Origin of the sequence: Nocardia niwae NBRC 108934 = DSM 45340 (genome assembly GCF_001613465.1) — a bacterium.
In the GTDB taxonomy this organism is placed as follows: Bacteria; Actinomycetota; Actinomycetes; order Mycobacteriales; family Mycobacteriaceae; genus Nocardia; species Nocardia niwae.
The window spans coordinates 1-19,826 of record NZ_BDCK01000016.1; the positions used below are offsets into that span (position 1 = coordinate 1).

Annotated in this window: 20 protein-coding genes and 1 tRNA gene; 12 read left to right on the forward strand and 9 right to left on the reverse strand. The window is 69.3% G+C overall.

From position 1 onward, the window contains the following. The first annotated feature begins 208 nt into the window (after positions 1-208). The 3 genes from nhaA (at position 209) to NNI01S_RS07240 (ending at position 3,031) form a co-directional block, all read left to right on the forward strand. Positions 209-1,453 carry a Na+/H+ antiporter NhaA gene (gene nhaA, locus NNI01S_RS07230; RefSeq protein WP_084488607.1) on the forward strand — a complete coding sequence of 415 codons (1,245 nt, stop codon included), beginning with the start codon at positions 209-211 and terminating at the stop codon, positions 1,451-1,453. 92 nt (positions 1,454-1,545) lie between these two features. Continuing rightward, the gene (locus NNI01S_RS07235) at positions 1,546-2,052 is read left to right on the forward strand and encodes a phage holin family protein (protein WP_063018836.1); all 507 of its coding nucleotides are present in this window, start codon (positions 1,546-1,548) and stop codon (positions 2,050-2,052) included. A gap of 43 nt (positions 2,053-2,095) precedes the next feature. Further along, positions 2,096-3,031, forward strand: a complete 936-nt coding sequence (locus tag NNI01S_RS07240) for an alpha/beta fold hydrolase (protein ID WP_063018838.1) — start codon at positions 2,096-2,098, stop codon at positions 3,029-3,031. Positions 3,032-3,082: 51 nt separating this feature from the next. On the opposite strand, the gene NNI01S_RS07245 is transcribed toward NNI01S_RS07240, so the two are convergent. From NNI01S_RS07245 to nth, 4 genes are all read right to left on the reverse strand, one after another. After that, positions 3,083-4,276 (reverse strand): MarP family serine protease, encoded by a 1,194-nt coding sequence (locus tag NNI01S_RS07245; RefSeq protein WP_063018840.1) that lies wholly within the window; start codon positions 4,274-4,276, stop codon positions 3,083-3,085. Continuing rightward, positions 4,273-4,989, reverse strand: a complete 717-nt coding sequence (locus NNI01S_RS07250; RefSeq protein WP_174554371.1) for an NUDIX hydrolase — start codon at positions 4,987-4,989, stop codon at positions 4,273-4,275. The genes NNI01S_RS07245 and NNI01S_RS07250 overlap by 4 nt, the downstream gene beginning before the upstream one ends. Positions 4,990-5,074: 85 nt before the next feature. Then, on the reverse strand, positions 5,075-5,719 hold the full coding sequence (locus tag NNI01S_RS07255) for a TlpA family protein disulfide reductase (protein WP_245676013.1): 645 nt from the start codon (positions 5,717-5,719) through the stop codon (positions 5,075-5,077). Next, positions 5,716-6,417: an endonuclease III gene (gene nth / locus NNI01S_RS07260; protein ID WP_063019383.1), complete on the reverse strand. Its 702-nt coding sequence runs from the start codon at positions 6,415-6,417 to the stop codon at positions 5,716-5,718. The genes NNI01S_RS07255 and nth overlap by 4 nt, the downstream gene beginning before the upstream one ends. 223 nt (positions 6,418-6,640) lie before the next feature. Between nth and NNI01S_RS07265 the strand changes: the two genes are divergently transcribed. Further along, on the forward strand, positions 6,641-6,883 hold the full coding sequence (locus NNI01S_RS07265; protein ID WP_039794546.1) for a hypothetical protein: 243 nt from the start codon (positions 6,641-6,643) through the stop codon (positions 6,881-6,883). 132 nt (positions 6,884-7,015) lie between these two features. After that, a complete protein-coding gene (locus NNI01S_RS07270) occupies positions 7,016-7,690 on the forward strand; it encodes a Crp/Fnr family transcriptional regulator (RefSeq protein WP_039794544.1) in 675 nt (224 codons plus the stop codon). Between the two features lie 62 nt (positions 7,691-7,752). Here the strand turns inward: NNI01S_RS07270 and NNI01S_RS07275 are convergent, their stop codons facing one another. The 3 genes from NNI01S_RS07275 to sp36 are packed head-to-tail and all read right to left on the reverse strand — an operon-like array spanning position 7,753 to position 9,228. Further along, complete coding sequence (locus NNI01S_RS07275; RefSeq protein ID WP_063018842.1) at positions 7,753-8,544, reverse strand: MBL fold metallo-hydrolase; 792 nt, start codon at positions 8,542-8,544, stop codon at positions 7,753-7,755. Between the two features lie 37 nt (positions 8,545-8,581). Next, on the reverse strand, positions 8,582-9,040 hold the full coding sequence (locus tag NNI01S_RS07280; RefSeq protein ID WP_063018844.1) for a RidA family protein: 459 nt from the start codon (positions 9,038-9,040) through the stop codon (positions 8,582-8,584). 17 nt (positions 9,041-9,057) lie between these two features. Further along, positions 9,058-9,228 (reverse strand): Sp36 family protein, encoded by a 171-nt coding sequence (gene sp36 / locus NNI01S_RS34350; protein ID WP_157114639.1) that lies wholly within the window; start codon positions 9,226-9,228, stop codon positions 9,058-9,060. Positions 9,229-9,960: 732 nt separating this feature from the next. On the opposite strand from sp36, the gene bagA reads away from it, so the two are divergent. Continuing rightward, positions 9,961-10,980, forward strand: coding sequence for an ATPase BagA (gene bagA, locus NNI01S_RS07285; RefSeq protein WP_063018845.1), 1,020 nt, complete (start codon positions 9,961-9,963; stop codon positions 10,978-10,980). After that, entirely contained in the window at positions 10,977-12,116 is a 1,140-nt protein-coding gene (bagB, locus tag NNI01S_RS07290) for an ATPase BagB (protein WP_063018846.1), read from the forward strand. Before bagA ends, bagB begins: the two co-directional genes overlap by 4 nt. Positions 12,117-12,210: 94 nt before the next feature. Here the strand turns inward: bagB and NNI01S_RS07295 are convergent, their stop codons facing one another. After that, the gene (locus NNI01S_RS07295; RefSeq protein ID WP_014981178.1) at positions 12,211-12,534 is read right to left on the reverse strand and encodes a WhiB family transcriptional regulator; all 324 of its coding nucleotides are present in this window, start codon (positions 12,532-12,534) and stop codon (positions 12,211-12,213) included. Positions 12,535-12,900: 366 nt separating this feature from the next. Here NNI01S_RS07295 and NNI01S_RS07300 point away from each other — a divergent pair, with 366 nt between their 5' ends. Further along, positions 12,901-15,270, forward strand: coding sequence for a penicillin-binding protein (locus NNI01S_RS07300; protein ID WP_063018847.1), 2,370 nt, complete (start codon positions 12,901-12,903; stop codon positions 15,268-15,270). 51 nt (positions 15,271-15,321) lie between these two features. Here the strand turns inward: NNI01S_RS07300 and NNI01S_RS07305 are convergent, their stop codons facing one another. Further along, positions 15,322-15,786: a GatB/YqeY domain-containing protein gene (locus tag NNI01S_RS07305; RefSeq protein ID WP_063018848.1), complete on the reverse strand. Its 465-nt coding sequence runs from the start codon at positions 15,784-15,786 to the stop codon at positions 15,322-15,324. Positions 15,787-15,919: 133 nt separating this feature from the next. On the opposite strand from NNI01S_RS07305, the gene NNI01S_RS07310 reads away from it, so the two are divergent. The 4 genes from NNI01S_RS07310 to NNI01S_RS07325 all read left to right on the forward strand — a co-directional run bounded on the left by NNI01S_RS07310 (position 15,920) and on the right by NNI01S_RS07325 (position 19,787). Next, positions 15,920-16,882 carry a metallophosphoesterase gene (locus NNI01S_RS07310; protein WP_063018849.1) on the forward strand — a complete coding sequence of 321 codons (963 nt, stop codon included), beginning with the start codon at positions 15,920-15,922 and terminating at the stop codon, positions 16,880-16,882. A gap of 182 nt (positions 16,883-17,064) precedes the next feature. Continuing rightward, positions 17,065-18,570, forward strand: coding sequence for a DUF8017 domain-containing protein (locus NNI01S_RS07315; RefSeq protein ID WP_063018850.1), 1,506 nt, complete (start codon positions 17,065-17,067; stop codon positions 18,568-18,570). Positions 18,571-18,630: 60 nt separating this feature from the next. Further along, positions 18,631-18,704, forward strand: a tRNA-Pro gene (locus NNI01S_RS07320). A gap of 207 nt (positions 18,705-18,911) precedes the next feature. Then, positions 18,912-19,787 (forward strand): SDR family oxidoreductase, encoded by an 876-nt coding sequence (locus tag NNI01S_RS07325; RefSeq protein ID WP_063018852.1) that lies wholly within the window; start codon positions 18,912-18,914, stop codon positions 19,785-19,787. Positions 19,788-19,826: the final 39 nt, after the last annotated feature.

A 19,826-nucleotide genomic window follows, 5' to 3' on the forward strand; every position in this document is an offset into this window, starting at 1 on the left:
CCCGAAGGTGTTCGAGGCGATCCGGGCGGGCAAGGGCTGATCACCCCGCGCTGAACGCGGCCGGTGGCGGACACCGTCACCGGCCGCACCCGTTAAGATTGCGTAAGGTGTGCCGGGAAGTCTGGTCGGCGCGCGGTCGCGCACCCGTTGAGCCGGCTCCGGTGGGTGTCGCCGCCGCGGTGACCGCCCGCCGCCCGAAAGGTTTCCCGTGATCACGCAAGTGCGCTCGGAATTGTCCCGCTACCTCCGCACGGAAACCGTCGGCGGCGCATTGCTTCTGATCGCAGCGGCGATCGCGTTGCTCTGGGTGAACTCGCCGTGGGGCGCGAGCTACCTGACGATGACCGAAACGGTCGTCGCGATCCCGCCGCTGCACCTGGACCTGACCCTGGCGGAGTGGACCGCGGACGGTCTGCTGGCGGTGTTCTTCTTCGTCGCCGGGCTGGAGCTCAAACGCGAATTGGTGGTCGGCGAACTCGCCGATCGCAGACGCGCCACGCTTCCGGTCATCGCGGCGGTCGGCGGTGTGGTGACCCCCGCGCTGATCGCGGCGGTCGTCGGCTTCGGGGTCCCCGGCATGGAGCGCGGCTGGGCCATCCCCGTCGCCACCGACATCGCGTTCGCGCTCGCCGTGCTCGCCATGACCGGCTCGCGCATCCCGCCGGGCGCACGCGTGTTCCTGCTCAGTCTCGCCGTGGTCGACGATCTCATGGCGATCGTCCTCATCGCGGTGTTGTTCACCACGGCGGTGTCGCTGCTGTGGCTGCTCGTCGCCGCGGCCTGCTTCGCCGGGTGGGCGCTGGGCCAACGCGCGCGCATCGGCACGCCGGTGCTTTATCTCCCACTGGCCTTGGTGTCCTGGTACGCCCTGCACGAGGCGGGCATCCACCCCACCCTGGCCGGTGTCGCGCTCGGCCTGCTCACCCGGGTGCGTCCGGATCCCGGTGAGCAGGACGCTCCCGCCACCCGGCTCGAGCACCTCTTCCAGCCGATCTCCGCCGGATTGTGCGTTCCCCTGTTCGCCCTGTTCGCCGCCGGCGTCCCGTTGAACCCGAAGGTGTTCGGCGAGTTGTTCACCAACCGGCTCGCGCTCGCAGTCATACTCGGCCTTTTGGTGGGCAAACCGCTCGGCATCTTCGGGATGAGCTGGGTGGCAATCCGGTTGGGCGTGGCGACGCGTCCCCGCGAACTCGGCTGGCGGGACATGTTCGCCCTGTCGGTGCTCGGCGCGATCGGCTTCACGGTTAGCCTTCTGGTGGCGGAACTCGCGCTCGCCGATGTCGCGGACGGGTCGGCCGTCGAGTTGGCGAAGGCCGCCGTGTTGGTCACATCAATGGCGGCGTCGCTCGCCGGTTCGGCGCTACTGTTGCGGCGTGGGCGTGTCCACCAGGCTCGGCGGGACGCCCGTGCGCTAGAACGTGAACAACATGGCGGCGCGAGCGATCCGCCCTGAGGCGGTAGCCTGCGTGACCACGGAGGGCACGGGAGCGCCGCCGATCGAACGGGAGTTGAAGCAGTGCCGGGACAGGGAGAAGGGTCGACCAAGTGAGTTTCAACCACGGCGGTAACGGGAGCGACGCGGAGCACGGTCGTACGGTCACCTCCATTCCTCTCACGGACGCCGATCCGCTCGGCTCGGCGAGTTTCGGAACCCTGGTCCGCGACGCCGCCGAGCAGATGTCCACCCTGGTCCGCGCCGAGGTCGAACTGGCCAAGGCCGAGGTCACCGGGGAGATCAAGAAGGGCCTGCAGGGCAGCGTCTACTTCATCCTCGCGCTCACCGTGCTGCTGTTCAGCACCTTCTTCTTTTTCTTCTTCCTCGGCGAACTGCTCGACGTGTGGCTGGCCCGCTGGGCGGCCTTCCTCATCGTCTTCCTGCTGATGGTCGTGGCCACCGCGGTGCTGGCGTTCCTCGGATACCGGCGGGTGAAGAAACTGCGCGCGCCGGAGAAGACGATCGACTCGCTCAAGCAGGCGCGCACGGTGCTGCCGCACGGCTTGGGCGCGGCCGCGCACGACGACCGTCTCGCCCTGCAGAAGCCGGCTTCCTAGGCGCGTTCGCGAGCCGGTACGCCGACCACTAGGCTCGATCGGCGTGTCGGCGAACTTCCTTCCGGATCCGTCCAGCGTCCGTTACGACGGACCGTGGACGCATCGGGACGTTCACGCCAACGGGATTCGATTCCACGTCGTGGACTCGACGCCCGAGCGGTCCGATGCGCCCCTGGTGGTGCTGCTACACGGCTTCGCGGACTTCTGGTGGTCCTGGCGGCACCAATTGACCGGCCTGGCCGAGCTCGGCTACCGCGCCGTGGCCGTCGACCTGCGCGGCTACGGCGACAGCGACAAGCCGCCGCGCGGTTACGACGGGTGGACGCTCGCCGGTGACGTCGCCGGCCTCATCCGCGCGCTCGGCTACACCGAGGCGACACTGGTCGGGCACGCCGAAGGCGGACTGGTCTGCTGGACCACCGCGGTGCTGCATCCGCGCCTGGTTCGCTCGATCGCGCTGGTCGGCTCGCCGCATCCGTCGGCGCTGAAGAGTTCGGTGCTGCGCAACCGCCGCCAGCGCGCGACCTGGCTGCCGAACTTCCTGCGCTACCAGCTCCCCCGGTACGGCGAGCACTTGCTGACCACCGGTGACGGCTTCGAAGTGGAACGGCTGCTGCGCAGGCGGGTGAGCGCGGGATGGGCGGGCACCGCCGAATTCGTCGACACCGCACAGCGGATGCGCTCGGCCATCCGCATTCCCGGTGCCGCGCATTGTGCGCTGGAGTACCAGCGCTGGGCTTTCCGCAGTCAGTGGCGTCCGGACGGCCGCCGGTTCATGGCGACCATGCGCGAACCCATCCACATTCCGGTCCTGGCGATGCGCGGCGAGCTGGACTCATACGTCCTGCCGGGCACCTTCCGCCGCGATCTTCATCTCTCGCCGGAACGGCGGCTGGCCGCTATCCCGGCGGCCGGGCACTTCGCCCATCAGGAGAACCCGGACGCCGTGACGACGGAACTGGCCAAGCTGCTGGCCTGAATCGGCGAGAACCGACCCCGGCCACGGATGCACGTGGCCGGGGAGCTTGGTTCAGCTGAGCACGCAGGCGCCGGTGTCCACTGTCGTGCCGACTCGTTCGGCCGCGTCGAGCTGGGCGCGGACCTCAGCGAGCGTGAGCACGTAACCGGTGTCGTCGTCGGTGACGGCGGCCCCGAAGACCACGCCGAGCACCTGACCGTCCGTATCCACCAGCGGCCCACCGGAATTGCCCGCCCGCACCTGGCCGCGGACGGTGTAGACCTCGCGTTCGACGGTGCCGTTGCGGTAGATGGTCGGGCCGGTCAGATCCAGCGTCTCCCGCACCCGGGCCGCGCTCGCGGTGTACGGGCCGCCACCGGGATACCCGAGCACGATCGCGCTGTCGCCCGACCGTGCGGGCGCGGGTGCGCGCGGAACCACCGGGGCGGTGAGACCCGGCACGGCGAGGACCGCGACGTCCTTGGACGGGTCGAACAGCACGACATTCGCGTCCAGCGGCCCGCGCGGGGTGTCCACCGCGACGCTCGTGGTGCCCGCGACGACGTGGGCGTTGGTCATCACGCGCTCCGGCGCGATCACGAAACCCGAGCCCTCCAGCGCCCGCTGGCAACTCGGCGCGACACCGCGGATGCGCAGCACGCTCTGCTGCAACGAAGCGGCGACCGGACTGGCCAGCACGCTCGGATCAGGGGGCTCGACGGCCGCGATCGGCGCCCGCCCGAACGGCCCGATCACATCCGGCAGGCCTGAGGTGTTGAGCAGCTTGGAGAACTCGTTGGGCAGCCTGCGCAACCAGTTCGGCGCGACGTCGTTGACGTCGGCGAGCACCCGTGACCCGTTGATCGCGGTCGCGATGGCCGGCTGCGACGACGTGGCCAGCGGCAGCGCCAGCAGCCACGCGGTGACCAGCACGGCGACCGCCTGCAGCACCGCGCCCACCGCGCTGTCCACGCTGCGCGTGAACGGATGACGCATGCCGCTGCGCGCGGCGCGCCCCAGCACCATGCCCGCGACTTCGCCGACGATCACCAGCACCACGATGAGCAGCACACCGGTGAGCACCCGGGTCCGGCCCTCGTCCACGTGCACCAGGATGTGCGGCGCGATCAGGATGCCCGCGACCGCTCCGAGCACCACGCCGAGGAAGGCCAGCGCGGAGGCCACCGCGCCCTGCCGCCACCCGGAAGAGGCGGCCAGCAGGGCCAGCAGCACGACGGCGATGTCGAGCCAGGCCGAAGAACTCATAACGTCATCCCCACGGCGGCGAGGGCGGTCTCCAGGTCACGGACGTCCTCGTGATCCCACTCGCGGTCCCAGCCGGAAGCCTTGCTGATCCCGGCGAGGATGCCCGCGGTCAGGCCCCAGACCAGCATCTCGTCCACCTGGAACGCCGGGCTCTGATACCCCAGATGGCTACGGACCACGAAGCGGTTGGCCGGATCCAGCAGCTGCGCGAGCGGGATGCGCACCACCCGCTCGGTTTCGCTCTCGTCGACCACACGCACCGCGCCGGGCGTGCGCCAATACGCGAGCACCGGTGTGACGTCGAAACGGGACACCGGCACGAACAGTTTCGGCAGTACAGCGAACGGTTCGACGCCGGAACGGTCGAGGCCGGTCTCCTCGCACGCCTCGCGCAGCGCGGTATCGATCGGCCCGGCGTCCTCCGGGTCCACCGCACCGCCGGGAAAAGCCACCTGGCCGCGATGCTGGCGCATGGTGGACGCCCGTTGCGTCAGCAGCACCTCCGCGTCGGCGGGCAGTCCGCCCGGCGCGTCCGGGGCCGGCTCGGGTGAGCCGCCGAACAGCACGAGCACCGCCGCTTGCCGCGGCGTCGAGGTCACGGTCATGGCGCGGCGCAGCGCACGCGCCCTGGTCAGGGTATCGGCGCTGTCGGTGGCCGGTTCGGCCGAGCGGGTCAGCCAGCTCGGGATGTCGGGCGGCATCTCGATGGTCATCGCGCACCTCCCCCGCGCATTCGCCCACCGACCCGCGTGCACGCCCGCACCGTCACCTCCACCATTGATTCGTCCATCCGCATCGTCATGCGGCCACTCCGAGCTTGCCCGCGACTGTATTCGCGATGTCATCCACCCCGTCGAAAGCTTTCACGACGACCTCGGCGACCGAGCCGTCGGCACGAAGCAGCACCGAGATCGGCAGCACCGCGGGAGCGCCGACGGCCGTGCGCACTCGTGCGTCGGCGTCGAGCACCCCCGGCAACCGCACGTCCAGTCCACGCAGCCGGGACAGTGCTTTGGCTTCATCAGGGTCGCTGTGCACGGTCAGCACGGTAATCGCGTTCCCGGCGCGTTGGGCGTATTGCTGCAAATACGGCAACTCCTGGGCGCACGGTGCGCACCAGTAGGCCCACAGGTTCAGCAGGGCGGGCTTGCCCGCCAGCGCGGCGGCCAGATCGACCGAACGGCCGTTCGCCAGGCATCCCACAGTTATCCCGGCGAGCGGGCCGTTCCCGTTCGCGGTGCCGGTCGGGCAATCCGGCAAACCCGCGGCAGCGCGCATGTCATCGGAGACGCCGGAGGCGACGGGAGGAGACTGCGGCGCCTCCGGCTCGTCTCCCCCGCGCGGCCACACCGCGACCGCGAGCGCCACCACCACGATCAAACCGGCAAGCGCCCAGCGCCACGCATTCCCCGCACTCCTTCGGCCCGAGGGCTCCGAACTCACCGGCCCACCAGCTCGAGCAGATGCTCCCGCTCCGGCCCCTTCACCAGCTTGGCCGCCGCCTCCGGATCGGTCGGCCCGATCCCGAACGACGGGCAGTCTTTGACGAGGACGCACGCGCCGCACGCGGGCTTGCGGGAATGGCAGACGCGCCGTCCGTGGAAGATCACCCGGTGCGAGAGCATGGTCCATTCCTTGCGCTCGATCAGCGCGCCGACGAGGTGCTCGACCTTGACCGGGTCTTCCTCGTCGGTCCAGCCCCAGCGGCGCACCAGACGACCGAAATGGGTGTCCACCGTGATGCCGGGCACACCGAAGGCGTTGCCGAGGATGACGTTGGCGGTCTTGCGCCCGATGCCGGGCAGCTGGACGAGCTCGGCCAGGGTGTGAGGCAACTCACCGTCGTGACGTTCCAGCAGCGCCTGGCCGAGTCCGATCAGCGAGGACGCTTTGTTCCGGAAGAAGCCGGTCGGCCGGATGTATTCCTCCAGCTCCGCGCGGTTTGCCTCGGCATAGGCGCGGGCGTCCGGGTACCGGGCGAACAGTGCAGGCGTGGTGAGATTCACCCGCTCGTCGGTGCACTGCGCCGAAAGTATTGTCGCCACCGCCAATTCGAGCGGTGTGGTGAAATCCAGCTCACAGTGCGCATCAGGGAAAGCGGTCGCCAGTTCGCGGTTCATCCGGCGCGCGCGACGGACCAGCCCGAGCCGGGTTTCCGCCTGTCGGGCCCTGGTTTTCCGTTGCGGAGCCGCGGCGGCGGCCTGCGGCGTTTCGGAGGGCTCGGAGCCGGGCGGAAGCCCGTTCCCGGCGGCGGTGGAGGGGGAGACGCGCACGCGTCCACCATACGGAACCGGCGGACAACGTTGCCCTTCCAGTTCAGTTGCCGTGTTCCATCTGAGACCTCGACGGTGTTTACTGCTCGTCATGCAAGGACTCGCTGTGGTGCTCTTCCCAGTGGTGCTGATGCTGTTCGCACTGGGCATGGAGCGGGTCGAGAACCGGCTCCGCAAGCTTCTCGAACCCGACGAAGAGGTTCAGCAGTACCTGGACAAGGCAAGTAACGCCGAGGTGAAAGAGCTGACGAAGCTCGGACTGCCCGCCGCCGTGGCCCGGATGCGCAAGCGCCGCTCTCGCGGCGAGGAGATGGACGTGGCCCGCGCGAGCTGACCCGGCGCGAGCGCCGCGCAATCCACTCGTTACGTGGTGTCCGTCACTACGCTGTAGTGACGCCGCGTAGACTGCGCTGTTGGCCGAGTCGCTTCGGTCCGGTACAGAGCCATTTCCCTAAGGAGCACATTCGTGGACGAGGCCCTCGCCAGAGCAGGCATCTTCCAGGGCGTCGAGCCCACTGCGGTGGCCGCCCTCGCCAAACAACTTCAGCCGGTGGATTTCCCGCGCGGTCACGTCATCTTCAACGAGGGTGAGCCGGGCGACCGGCTGTACATCATCACCTCCGGCAAGGTGAAGATCGGACGCCGCTCGCCCGACGGCCGCGAGAACCTGCTGACCATCATGGGCCCGTCCGACATGTTCGGCGAGCTGTCCATCTTCGACCCGGGCCCGCGCACCTCCACCGCCACCACGGTGACCGAGGTGCGTGCGGTGACGATGGACCGTGACGCCCTCAAGACCTGGATCGACCAGCGGCCCGAGATCGCCGAGCAGTTGCTGCGCGTTCTCGCCCGCCGTCTGCGCCGGACCAACAACAACCTGGCCGACCTGATCTTCACCGACGTCCCCGGCCGGGTCGCCAAGGCGCTGCTGCAACTCGCCCAGCGCTTCGGCACCCAGGAGGCGGGCGCACTGCGGGTCACCCACGACCTGACCCAGGAGGAGATCGCCCAGCTGGTCGGCGCCTCGCGCGAAACCGTGAACAAGGCACTCGCCGACTTCGCGCATCGCGGCTGGCTGCGGCTGGAGGGCAAGAGCGTGCTCATCTCCGACTCCGAGCGCCTGGCCCGCCGCGCCCGGTAACGTCTCATACGGCAGAACGCCGGGTTCAGCGCTCCACTGAACCCGGCGTTCCGTTGTTCCGGTTAACCGTGCACGCGCAGATAGTCCAGCTGCGCCTGCACCGAACTGCGCGCCGCGTGCCACAGCCGCTGGTCCACGTCGGCGTACACGCGCCGCACGACCGACATCGCATCCGCGTCCGAGCCGAGCGCCCGCAGCGCCTCGCGCACCTGATCGAGGCGCTCGCGCCGATGCGCGATGTAGTAGCGGGCAACCGGCTCCAGATCCGGGTGATCCGGGCCGTGCGCGGGCAGCAGCGCCTTGCCCCTGCCTGTCTCGATCAACCGGTCCAGCGAGGACAGGTAGTCGGCCAGCGTGCCGTCGGTGGAGTCGAGCACGGTGGTGCCCGCGCCGAGGATGGTGTCGCCGGTCAGCACCGCGTCGTCGAGGACGAAACTCAGCGAGTCACCGGTGTGCCCCGGCGTGTCCAGCACGGTGATGCGCAGACCCGCGGCTTCGATCAACTCACCGTCGACCAGGGAAGCGTCCGCACCGCGCAGGAAGCCGGACTCCTTGGCGCGCACCGGCGTCCCGGTCAGCTCGACGAGCCGATCGATGCCGCCGGTGTGATCATGATGGCGGTGTGTGATCAAGGTGAGAGCGACCCGGCCGCCGGTGGCCTCGGCGATCGCGGCCGTGTGCGCTTCGTCCTCCGGCCCCGGGTCCACCACCACACAGTCCGCTTCTCCCGGAGCGCGCAGGATCCAGGTGTTGGTTCCCTCCAGGGTCATCTGTCCCGGGTTGTCGGCGAGCAGCACCGCCGCCGTCTCGGTGACCTGCCGGAGCTGCCCGTAGGCGGGGTGTGTCAACGTCATCGCAAACCTCGGATAGAAACGGAGCCGACAGTCCGGTCTAGCGCACCTCGGCGATGAGTTCGACTTCGACCGGAGTATTCCGGGGAAGTTCGGAGACGCCGACGGCCGAGCGCGCGTGCTTGCCCGAGTCACCGAAGACCTGCCCGAGGAACTCCGACGCGCCGTTGATCACCACGGGTTGATCGCCGAAACCCGGTGCCGAGGCGACGAATCCGACCACCTTCACGATCCGCACCACCGCATCGAGGCCGACCAGGTCGTGCACCGCCGCCAGCGCGTTCAGCGCGCACAGCCGGGCAGCCTCCTTGGCCTCCTCGACGGAAACCTCCGCGCCGACCTTGCCGACCGCGGACAACTCGCCGTCGACGAACGGCAGCTGACCGGAGGTGTAGACGAGCGACCCGGTGCGGATCGCGGGAACGTAGGCCGCGACCGGGGGCACGACCGGGGGCAGGGTGATTCCGAGCTCGGCGAGATTCTTCTCCCACTGGGTCACTACGTCACCCTCCTTCTCTACTTGCGCCGCTTGAGGTAGGCGACGTGCTGCTCGCCGGTCGGGCCGGGCAGCACGGTGACCAGCTCCCAGCCGTCGGCTCCCCACTGATCCAGGATCTGCTTCGTCGCGTGCGTCAGCAGCGGCACGGTCGCGTACTCCCACACGGTCGTATCACTCGAGTCACTCATGTGCGAGAGCGTAGCTGTGTTCAATGGCCGCGACTTCGTCGCGGCGGGTTCGCGGCCCTCTGATGGCTCGCGTTTGCGCGGCCGCCGCTTGCTCCTTCGTCGCGTACGCGGCGGCCGCGCAAACGCGAGCCGGGCCGCGAACGGGACAGGCTCGGTCTCGCTGCGCTCGAAAGACGTGGTCGCGGTGCGCTGGGCACGTCCGGGGCGAACGCGGCCGCTCGTAGTACACCGTTTCAGAAGACTTCTCCGGGTGGCCACTGCTTCATACGCGGCCGCGCAAACGCGAGCGGGCCGCGAACGGAACAGGCTGGGTCTCGCATCGCAGGGAGTTGAGGTGCGCTGGGCGCGTGAGGCGCGGCGCCAGGTCGGGCAAGTGCCGTTGTCCGCGCGGCGCAAAGTGAGAGTGCTCGTCCGGGTGCGGTGGGCGCGTACCCACGGGCCGCACCACGCGGTGGGTCGTTGTCCCGCGGGGCACGACGGAGAGAGTGCTCACGTTCGCACAGCAACCACGGCCGATGCGCGAAGGCGAGCCGGGCCGGTGAACCGGCAGAGCTCGGTCTCGCTTCCGCGCGAAACCAGGAGTTCAGGTGGGCTGGGGGCGGACGGCGCGCGGTCGCGACAGCCGCGGTGCGCCGCTGTTCCCGGCGGCGCGGCGCGCACCCGTCTGGTACGGCCGGTGCCCCGGGGTGGCGAACCAGTTATAGGCTCGCGAGCGTGGGAGTACCAACAGCAGTGCCGCTTTCGGCGGAGCCGGGATCGGACGCAAGGTGGCCGAAGCGCGCTGAACAGGCCCGCTTGCACTATGTCTCCGGAAAGGGAGGCACGGGCAAGTCGACGGTCGCCGCGGCGCTGGCCCTCGCGCTGGCCGCGGGCGGCCGCCGGGTGCTGTTGGTCGAGGTGGAGAGCAGGCAATCGATCGCGCAGCTGTTCGACCTGCCGCCGCTGCCGCCGACCGAGACACGGATAGCCACGGCCGACGGCGGCGGCGAAGTGGTCGCGCTGGCGCTGGATATCGAGCACGCCTTCCTCGAATACCTCGACATGTTCTACAACCTCGGCTTCGCCGGTCGCGCGATGCGCAGGATGGGCGCCATCGAGTTCGTCACCACGATCGCGCCCGGTCTGCGTGACGTCATCCTCACCGGCAAGATCAAGGAATGCGCGGTTCGCGTGGACAAGGCCGGTAAGCGGGTCTACGACGAGATCGTGGTCGACGCACCGCCCACCGGCCGGATCGCCGGTTTCCTCGACGTCACCAAGGCCATGGCGGAGGTGGCCAAGGGTGGGCCGATCGCCGCGCAGGCCGAGGGCGTCTCCCAGCTGCTGCACTCCGACCAGACCATGATTCATCTGGTCACGTTGCTGGAGGCGCTGCCGGTGCAGGAAACCGCCGACGCCGTCGCGGAGCTCACCGCCGCGGACCTGCGCATCGGCACCGTCATCGTGAACCGGGCGACCGAAGGCCAGCTCCCGCCCGAGCTGCGGGCCAGGGCCGCCGGCGGTGATCTGGATGCCGCCGCCATTCGCGCGGGCCTGGACGCCGCCGGGATCACGCTCCCGGACAGCGATTTCCAGGGCTTGCTCACCGAAACGATCGAACACTCGGCCACGCTGCAAGCACAGGACGACAGCGCCGAGGAACTGGCCAAGGTCGACATCTCCCGGCTCTACCTGCCCGCCCTCCCCGACGGAATGGACCTGGGCGGACTGTACGAACTAGCCGAACACCTCACTGCCCAGGGAGTCCGATGAGCACGCCGACCCACCCCGCGGCTGCCCCGCTGGATATTTCGCGGATCATCGCCGACCCGTCCGCCCGCGTGGTGGTCTGCTGCGGCTCCGGTGGCGTCGGCAAGACGACGACCGCCGCCGCCCTCGCGCTGCGTGCCGCGGAGCAGGGCCGCAAGGTCGTGGTGCTGACCATCGACCCCGCGCGCCGACTGGCTCAGTCACTGGGCGTCGCCGACCTCGGCAACAATCCTCAGCGCGTGGCGCTCGGTCCCGAGGCCAAGGGCGAGTTGCACGCGATGATGCTCAATATGCGCCGCACGTTCGACGACATGGTGCTCGAGCACACCAGCGCGGAGAAAGCGCAGCAGATCTTCGCCAATCCCTTCTATCAGACGGTCGCCTCCTCCTTCGGGGGCACGCAGGAGTACATGGCGATGGAGAAGCTGGGCCAGCTGGCCCACCGGGGCGAGTGGGATCTGATCGTGGTCGACACCCCGCCTTCCCGCAATGCCCTGGACTTCCTGGACGCCCCCAAGCGGCTGGGCAACTTTCTCAACGGCCGCATGATCCGGGTGATCATGGCGCCCGGCCGCGGCGTGACCCGGTTGGTCACCGGCGCGATGAGCCTGGCGGTACGCGGGGTGTCCACCGTCGTCGGGGGGCAGATGCTCAAGGACGCGTCCAATTTCCTGCAGTCCTTGGAGTCGCTGTTCGGCGGCTTCCAGGAGCGCGCCGAGCGAACCTTCGCCATGCTGTCGAAGCCGGGCACACACTTCCTGGTGGTGGCGGCGCCGGAGCCGGACGCGCTGCGGGAGGCCTCGTTCTTCGTCGACCGCCTCTCCACCGAGCGCATGCCGCTGGCGGGGCTGGTGCTCAACCGCACCCATCCGGTGCTGAGCTCGCTGTCGGCCGATCACGCGCTCACCGCCGCCGACCAGGTCGCGGACTCCGATCCACTCACCGCCGCGGTGTTGCGGGTGCACGCCCGCCGAGTCGCCACCGACAAGCGCGAACAGCATCTTCTGCACCGCTTCACCGGCGCGCATCCACGGGTGCCGATCGTCTCGGTCACCGCGCTGCCGTTCGAGGTGTCCGACCTCGACGCGCTGCGCGTCGTCGGCGATCAGCTCGCGGGCACGGCGCGCGCCACCGCCTGATACTTAGGCGTATCCGCTATTGCTCCGAACGGAAATATCGCTCCTGAAACGAAACTGAGCCCGCTCGCGCGGGCTCTGTTTCGATTGCGGGGGACTACATCGCCACCTGATGCTGGCGCTGGGCCTGGAAGAAATCGGCCCAGGAGGTCACTTCCGGATGCTGCTTCAACAGGGCGCGGCGCTGCCGTTCCGTCATGCCGCCCCACACACCGAACTCGACCCGATTGTCGAGCGCGTCGGCACCACACTGCATGAGCACAGGACAGTGCCTGCAGATCGTCGCCGCTTTGCGCTGCGCCGCGCCGCGGACGAACAACTGATCGGGATCCACTTCCTTGCATCGAGCCTGGGCTACCCAGGCGATCCTTGCTTCGGCCTGCTCCACGTCCAATCGAGCGATGGGGGTTGTCATGTGCATTTGGTGTGCCCCTTTGCAGTCCGAACACCGGTCAACGGCGCTCCAGAATCGCGTTGTCACCGCGCAGCACCCAAACCCCGCTGCGAAGTGCACCACATTCCACTTTGAGTGTTAGCTCTATCACACTGGGTTCTCAATCTAGGTAAAGGTATGGCGCTTGCGCAAGACCACCTCGAGATTTTTTGGTACGTCCGTCCCTGCAAAGCCGGGCGCGCACAGGACGGGCAGGCAGATTGCGTGTGCGCCCTCGGACGACACGCCGGTCCCGGTCGCGCGACACGCCCATTCGCGTTCGCGAACAACCAGTTCCGGGCTCCGGACAAATGCCGCCAAGAAGGCTCGAATGGCAACCCGTAGTCTTGATTCGTGCCGATCACACATACGCTCGCGCGGCTGGCCGGCAGCTGCGTGCTGGCCTCCGTGCTCGTCGCCGGGTTGTTGTTCCCGCTCGCCGGCGGCTTCGGGTTCGTCTCCAACCGTGCCGCCGACGCCGTCGACAACGTCTCCGCGGAGCTGGTCGAGGGAACGGTGCCCGCGGTCTCGACCATGGTCGACGCGGCGGGCAATCCGATCGCCTGGCTGTACGAGCAGCGCCGATTCGAGGTGCCCAGCGACCGGATCTCCAACGACATGAAACTGGCGATCGTGTCCATCGAGGACCGTCGCTTCGCCGAACACGAGGGCGTCGACTGGCAGGGCACGCTGCGCGCGTTCCTCACCAACAGCGCCAGCGGCGAGGTCCAGCAGGGCGCGTCCACGCTGGATCAGCAGTACGTGAAGAACTTCCAGCTGCTGGTGGTGGCCAAGACCGACGCCGAGCGCCGCGCCGCCATCGAGACCACTCCGGCCCGCAAGATCCGGGAGATCCGGATGGCGCTGACGCTGGACCGGGAACTCACCAAGGACGAGATCCTCACCAGGTACCTCAACCTCGTCCCGTTCGGTAACTCCTCCTACGGCATCCAGGACGCCGCGAAGACGTACTTCGGCGTCGACGCGGCCGATCTGAACGTCTCACAGGCCGCGATGCTCGCGGGCATGGTGCAGAGCTCGTCCAAACTGAACCCCTACACCAACCCGGACGGCGTGCTGGCCAGGCGCAACACGGTGCTGGACACCATGATCCAGAACATCCCCAGCCGCGCCGAGGAGTTCCGCGAGGCGAAGGCCAAGCCGCTGGGCGTGCTGCCGGAACCCAAGGGCCTGCCGCGCGGCTGCATCGCCGCCAACGACCGCGGCTTCTTCTGCGACTACGCGCTGCAGTACCTGGCCAACGCGGGCATCAGCCGCGAACAGATCGAGAAGGGCGGGTACCTGATCAGGACCACCCTCGATCCGGCCGTGCAGGACTCGGTGAAGCGCGCGGTGACCGACGCGGCGAACCCGAACCTGGACAACATCGCGGAGGTCATGTCCGTGGTCGCACCGGGACAGGACACGCATCCGGTGCTCGCGATGGCCAGCAGCCGCACCTATGGCCTGAACCGGGACGCGAACGAGACCGTGCAGCCGCAGCCGTACTCCATGGTGGGTGACGGCGCAGGCTCCATCTTCAAGGTCTTCACCACGGCCGCGGCCATGGAGAAAGGCCTCGGCATCAACGCCCAGCTCGACGTGCCCGGGCGGTTCGAGGCCAAAGGCATGGGTAACGGCGGCGCCCGCGGGTGCCCGGCCGCCACCTACTGCGTCGAGAACGCGGGCAGGTACAAATCGCCCATGTCGGTGACCGAGGCGCTGGCCACCTCCCCGAACACCGCGTTCGTGAAGCTGATCCAGGCCGTCGGGGTCACCCCGACCGTCGACATGGCGGTGCGGCTCGGCATGCGCTCGTTCACCGAAGCGGGCACTTCGGGCCACGGCAACCAGAGCCTGGCCGACATGATCAAGGGGCAGAACCTCGGCTCCTTCACGCTGGGACCGGTGGCGATCAACCCGTTGGAGCTGTCCAACGTCGCGGCGACACTGGGCTCGGGCGGCCGGTGGTGCCCGCCGAACCCGATCAAAGAGGTCATCGACCGCCAGGGCAAGCAGGTCCCGCTGACCCAGCAGGCTTGCGAGCAGGTCGTCGAGCCGGGCCTGGCCAACACCTTGGCCAACGCGATGAGCAAGGACGACACGTCGGGCACGGCGGCGGGCGCGGCCCAGGCGGCGGGCTGGAACCTCCCGATGTCGGGCAAGACCGGCACCACCGAGAGTCACCGCTCCTCGGCCTTCCTCGGCTTCACCAACGCGCTGGCCGCCGCGGTCTACGTCTACGGCGACAGCCCGACGCCCGGCGAGATCTGCTCGTTCCCGCTCCGCAACTGCGGCGACGGCAATCTGTTCGGTGGTAACGAGCCCGCGCGGACCTGGTTCAACGCGATCAAACCCGTGATACCGCTGTTCCCGCCGCCGGGCCTGCCCCCGCTGGACGACAAGTATGTGCGCGGCGCGAACAACGCCCAGGTACCCGACGTGGTCGGCATGCCCCAGGGCGAGGCGACCGCCAAGCTGGTAGCGGCGGGCTTCCAGGTGTCGCCGGTCACGGGCGCGGGCGATCGTCCCAAAGGCACCGTGATGGGCACAGCGCCGAACGGGTCGGCCATCCCCGGCTCAGTGATCACGCTGTACATCAGCGACGGCACCGTCCGGGCTGCGCCGCCGCCCGGCCCGGCCGCGCCGCCGCCGGGCATCCCGGGACTGCCGCCACCGCCGTTGCTGCCACCGATCCCGATTCCGATCCCGATTCCGCGCTGACGACAAAGGGGCCGCGAACCACACGGTTCGCGGCCCCTTTGTCGTCGCTGCCTACAACCGCGCCTTCACGGCCGCCGAAATACGCGAACCGTCGGCCTTGCCCGCGGCGAGCCCGGTGGCGATCTTCATGACCTGTCCCATCTGACGCATGCCGGGACGCTCCCCGATCTCCTCGGCGACCTGCGCGATGGCGGTATCGGCCAGATCCGCGACCTCGGCGTCGGTCAGCTGAGTCGGCAGGTACTCCTCGATGATGCGCGCCTCGGCGTGCTCGTTCGCCGCCAGTTCGCCGCGCCCGGCCTGCGTGTAGACCTCGGCGGACTCGTTGCGCTTCTTCGCTTCCTTCTGCAACACGGAGACGACCTCGGCGTCGGTGAGCTCACGGGCCTCCGAGCCGGCGACCTCCGCGGTCTGGATCGCCGACAGCAGCATCCGCACCGTGGAAAGGCGCAGCGTGTCCTTGGCTTTCATCGCGGCGGTGAGATCCGTCCGCAGCTGCGATTTGAGTTCCGACATGCCGCTCACGGTAGCCGCTGTGACGCGGCCGTCCCACTACATTTGCCGCGCGGCCCGATTTCCCGCCGGAAAAACGGGCGCATGTGCGGAAACACACTCGGCGCTCCTGCGCGAGGTCACCTATGCTGGGCAAATGCCCGTGATCTCGACCTCTGCTGTACGCACGACCGCGCTGGGAGCCGCCGGGGCCGCGGTGGCCGGAATCGGCTACGCCTCGCTGGTCGAACGCAACGCCTTCGTCCTACGGGAGGCGACCATGCCCGTGCTGGCGCCGGGGTCGTCGTCGCTGCGAGTGCTCCACCTCAGTGACCTGCACATGACGCCGGGACAGAAGCTCAAGCAGCAGTGGTTGCGGGAACTCGACCGGCTCGAGCCCGACCTGGTGATCAACACCGGCGACAACCTCTCGCACCAGAAGTCGGTGCCCGCGGTGGTCCAGGCCCTCGGCGGATTGCTCTCCCGCCCGGGCCTTTTCGTTTTCGGCAGCAACGACTACTTCGCGCCGGTAGCGAAGAACCCGCTGAAGTACTTCAAGAGGGACCATCGCCGCACCTACGGCGCTCCGCTGCCGTGGAAGGACCTGCGCGCGGCCTTCACCGAGCGCGGGTGGCTCGATCTGACGCACGTGCGCCGCGATCTCGAAGTCGCCGGAATCCGCATCGCCACCGCCGGTGTCGACGATCCGCACCTGCAACGCGACCGGTACGACACTGTCGCCGGCGCCCCGAATCCGCTGGCCGACCTGCGACTCGGCCTCACCCACTCCCCCGAGCCCCGCGTGCTGGACCGCTTCGCCGAGGACGGATACGACCTGGTGCTCGCCGGGCACACGCACGGCGGCCAATTGTGCCTGCCGGGCTACGGCGCGCTCGTCACCAACTGCGGGATCGACCGGTCCCGGGTGAAGGGTCCGTCGAAGTGGGGCGAGCACACCAGGTTGCACGTCTCCGCGGGCGTCGGCACCTCTCCGTGGGCGCCGTACCGATTCTGCTGCCGTCCGGAGGCGACGTTGTTGACGCTGGTCGCCGCGCCACCGAAGCGGCCGGCAGCCGACACGGGCCACGGAGTGTCGGCATCGGAGGCCGTCGCCCGCTAAGGTCCCCAGCCGAGACGTGTGTCAGGTAGGGGACAACTGTGAGTGGATTCGACGACCGGCGCGACGACCCGACGATTCTGGGGCGGCCCGCCGGGCCTCCGACTCCTCGGCAACAGCCCACCCCCCCACCACAGTCCGCCTTTCCCCCGAGCGACTCCGATGCTCGGCCCCCGGACGGCGGGGTGCCTCCGTGGCAACCCGACGTCCCGCAACAACCGTCGCCGGGGCAGTTCGGCGGGTTCGACGAACCAGCCCAACCCGGCGCCACGCCATGGCAGCGCGGCGGCCGAGAGCAGTCCCCCGGCCATCCGGTGCAGTGGCCGCCGAACTCGCGCGAGCATGCCCCCACCTCGCCGGGGCAACCGGGAGCCGCGCCGGCTGACGGACCGCCGCACCAGTGGCAGCCCGATCCCGCCACTCAGTGGCAGCCGAACCAAGAGCCCGCGCCCACACTCCAGTGGCAGCCCGCTTGGCAGAGCGATCCCGCGCTGTCGTGGACGCCGAACGCGCCCACGCAAGACGACCCGACGCTGCTCGCCCAGTCCCTGGGTGACCGGCAGCCAGGACCGCAGGACGCCGGTGATCCGACGATCCTGTCCCGATCCCCCGGACCGTGGCCGCCGCCGGTCGACCCCGATCCCGTCGGCCACGGGCGCAATGACCCGACGATGCTCGGGCAACCGCTCGGCGCGCTCGACCAGCCCGGCCCTTCCCGCAACCGGAGGCTGTCGGCCGTGCCGGACCTCGCCGACTCGGCGCCGACCCAGCTCGGCTATCCCGCCGACCTGTTCGGCCGACCGGCGCAGGTTCCGCAGTGGCAATCCGCAGCCGCGCCCGGCCGGTACGGCCCCGCGCCCGACGGGCTGCATCAGCCCGGCTACGGTCGGCAAAGCGGTTTCGGCGGACCGCCGCCGAACCGCCCGAACAGCAGCGGCCGGGGAAAGCTCGTCTTGTCGATCGGCTTGGCGGTGCTTCTGGTGGGTGGTCTCGTGGCCGGAGTCGTGGCCCTGACGCGGACGAAGCGGGAGGATGCCGCTCAGGGCGCCGCACCGTCGATGGTGAACGCGGTCACCACCACCACGGCGACCGCGCCCACGCGGTCCACCACCGCAACCGCTCCCACGACGACCGCCCGCGGTTCGGGCGACAAGGCCCCGGTCATCCCCGGCTTCCAGGTCGTCCGAGCGCCCGACAGCGGCGCCGCCTACGACGTGCCCGCCGACTGGACGATCGCGCCGCAGAGCACGATCGGCGGTTTCGGCGAGCCACCGAACGCCGTCGCGGGGAAAGGCTTGGCCAGCGAAGGCAAGGGTTACTGCCCCGGGTCGACCCGGACCGTCGCTTTCCTCACCGGCTCGGACACCTCCGACCCCGGGAAGGCGGCGACCGAACTCGGCACGAGGACCGCCACGCTCGCCTACAAGGGGACGCCCGGCGGCACACCCGGTCTGCCCATGCCGCTGGCGTCGCTCGACGGCTCTCAGCACGGCATGTTCGTGGAGACCAAAGGCACCGTCGCCGACGCCAAGCCGGGCTGCGCGAAGGCGTACTCCGTCTACACCGCGGCGTTCCCCAACGACCAGGGGAACTTCGTGATGGTGATCGCCGCCGACACGGGCGTCCCGCACGCCCTCGACGCCGAGACCGCCAAGCGCATCTTCGCCAGCATCCGCCCCCTCGCAGGGTGACTGACCTGCCGGTTTAACGTCTCGCGCCACCCTGTTGTAAGCTACTCCAGGTTCGCTTCACGGGGTGTGGCGCAGCTTGGTAGCGCGCTTCGTTCGGGACGAAGAGGTCGCAGGTTCAAATCCTGTCACCCCGACTCGTGGTTGAGACGACGGGAAGGCCCCTGACCGGTGCACGGTCAGGGGCCTTTCCCGTTGCCGGGTGTTGCCGGTGGGCAGCGAAAAGGCAGCAACCGGAAGCCTGCGCAGATCCTCTCGGTGGGGCGCTCGAACCGCTCCCGGTTCCCCCGCTCGCCGGTTAGCCTCGGAGCAAGATCGTCCGAATCCGAAGGGCAGCACCGGCTATGCACGGACCCACTTCCTCATCCACGGCAGGCGAGGGTCTGCTCGCCGGCAAGACCGCGGTGATCACCGGAGCCAGCCGCGGCATCGGCTTGGCGATCGCGATCAGGTTCGCGGCGGAGGGCGCGAACGTCGCCATGATCGCCCGCACCCAGGAGCCGCACCCCAAGTTGCCGGGCACCATCCACACCGCCGCCGCTCGCGCCGAAGCCGCGGGCGGGGCCGTCCTCCCGCTGGTGGCGGATGTCCGCGACGACAAGGCGCTGACGAACGCGGTCGAGCGGATCGTCGAGCGCTTCGCGGGCATCGACATCCTGGTCAACAACGCCGGATCGGTCGATCTCACCGGCGCGGAGCAGATCGGCATGCAGCGCTACGACCACATGCAAGCCGTGAACCTCCGCGCCCCCTTCCTGCTGTCCAAGCTGGCGCTGCCGTACCTGCGCACGTCGGCGCGAGCCGGGCGCAACCCACACATCCTCACGCTTTCCCCACCTCTCAACATGAACCCCGCACATGTCGGCAACGGCGTCGCGTACACCGTCTCCAAATACGGTGTCAGCATCGCCACGGTCGGCCTGGCACAGGAATTCCGGACCTACGGCATCGCGGTGAACTCCCTGTGGCCCAAAACGAAGATCGACACCGCGGCGGTTCGCAACCTGCTCGGCGGTGCGGAAGCCGTCGCCGCCTCGCGCACCGCCGACATCTGCGCCGACGCCGCCCTGCTCGTGGTGACCAGCCCCGCCGCGACCAACACCGGCCGGCTGCTGCTCGACGAAGAAGTGCTCGCCGCCGACGGAATCACCGATCTGGACCGATACCGCGTCGTTCCGGGTGACGGTGCGCTGGCCAACGACCTGTTCATCGACGCGTAGCGATCGCCACGGACGAATTCGTCCATGCCACAGTGGGTT

Coding starts and splice junctions, on each gene's coding strand:
- NNI01S_RS07245 (WP_063018840.1), bottom strand. CDS start 4,276: ATGAGTTCTTCGGCCTGGCTCGACATCGCCGTCGTGCTGCTGGCCCTG.
- NNI01S_RS07250 (WP_174554371.1), bottom strand. CDS start 4,989: ATGACCATCGAGATGCCGCCCGACATCCCGAGCTGGCTGACCCGCTCG.
- NNI01S_RS07265 (WP_039794546.1), top strand. CDS start 6,641: ATGCAAGGACTCGCTGTGGTGCTCTTCCCAGTGGTGCTGATGCTGTTC.
- NNI01S_RS07275 (WP_063018842.1), bottom strand. CDS start 8,544: ATGACGTTGACACACCCCGCCTACGGGCAGCTCCGGCAGGTCACCGAG.
- sp36 (WP_157114639.1), bottom strand. CDS start 9,228: ATGAGTGACTCGAGTGATACGACCGTGTGGGAGTACGCGACCGTGCCG.
- bagB (WP_063018846.1), top strand. CDS start 10,977: ATGAGCACGCCGACCCACCCCGCGGCTGCCCCGCTGGATATTTCGCGG.
- NNI01S_RS07295 (WP_014981178.1), bottom strand. CDS start 12,534: ATGCACATGACAACCCCCATCGCTCGATTGGACGTGGAGCAGGCCGAA.
- NNI01S_RS07305 (WP_063018848.1), bottom strand. CDS start 15,786: ATGTCGGAACTCAAATCGCAGCTGCGGACGGATCTCACCGCCGCGATG.
- NNI01S_RS07310 (WP_063018849.1), top strand. CDS start 15,920: ATGCCCGTGATCTCGACCTCTGCTGTACGCACGACCGCGCTGGGAGCC.
- NNI01S_RS07325 (WP_063018852.1), top strand. CDS start 18,912: ATGCACGGACCCACTTCCTCATCCACGGCAGGCGAGGGTCTGCTCGCC.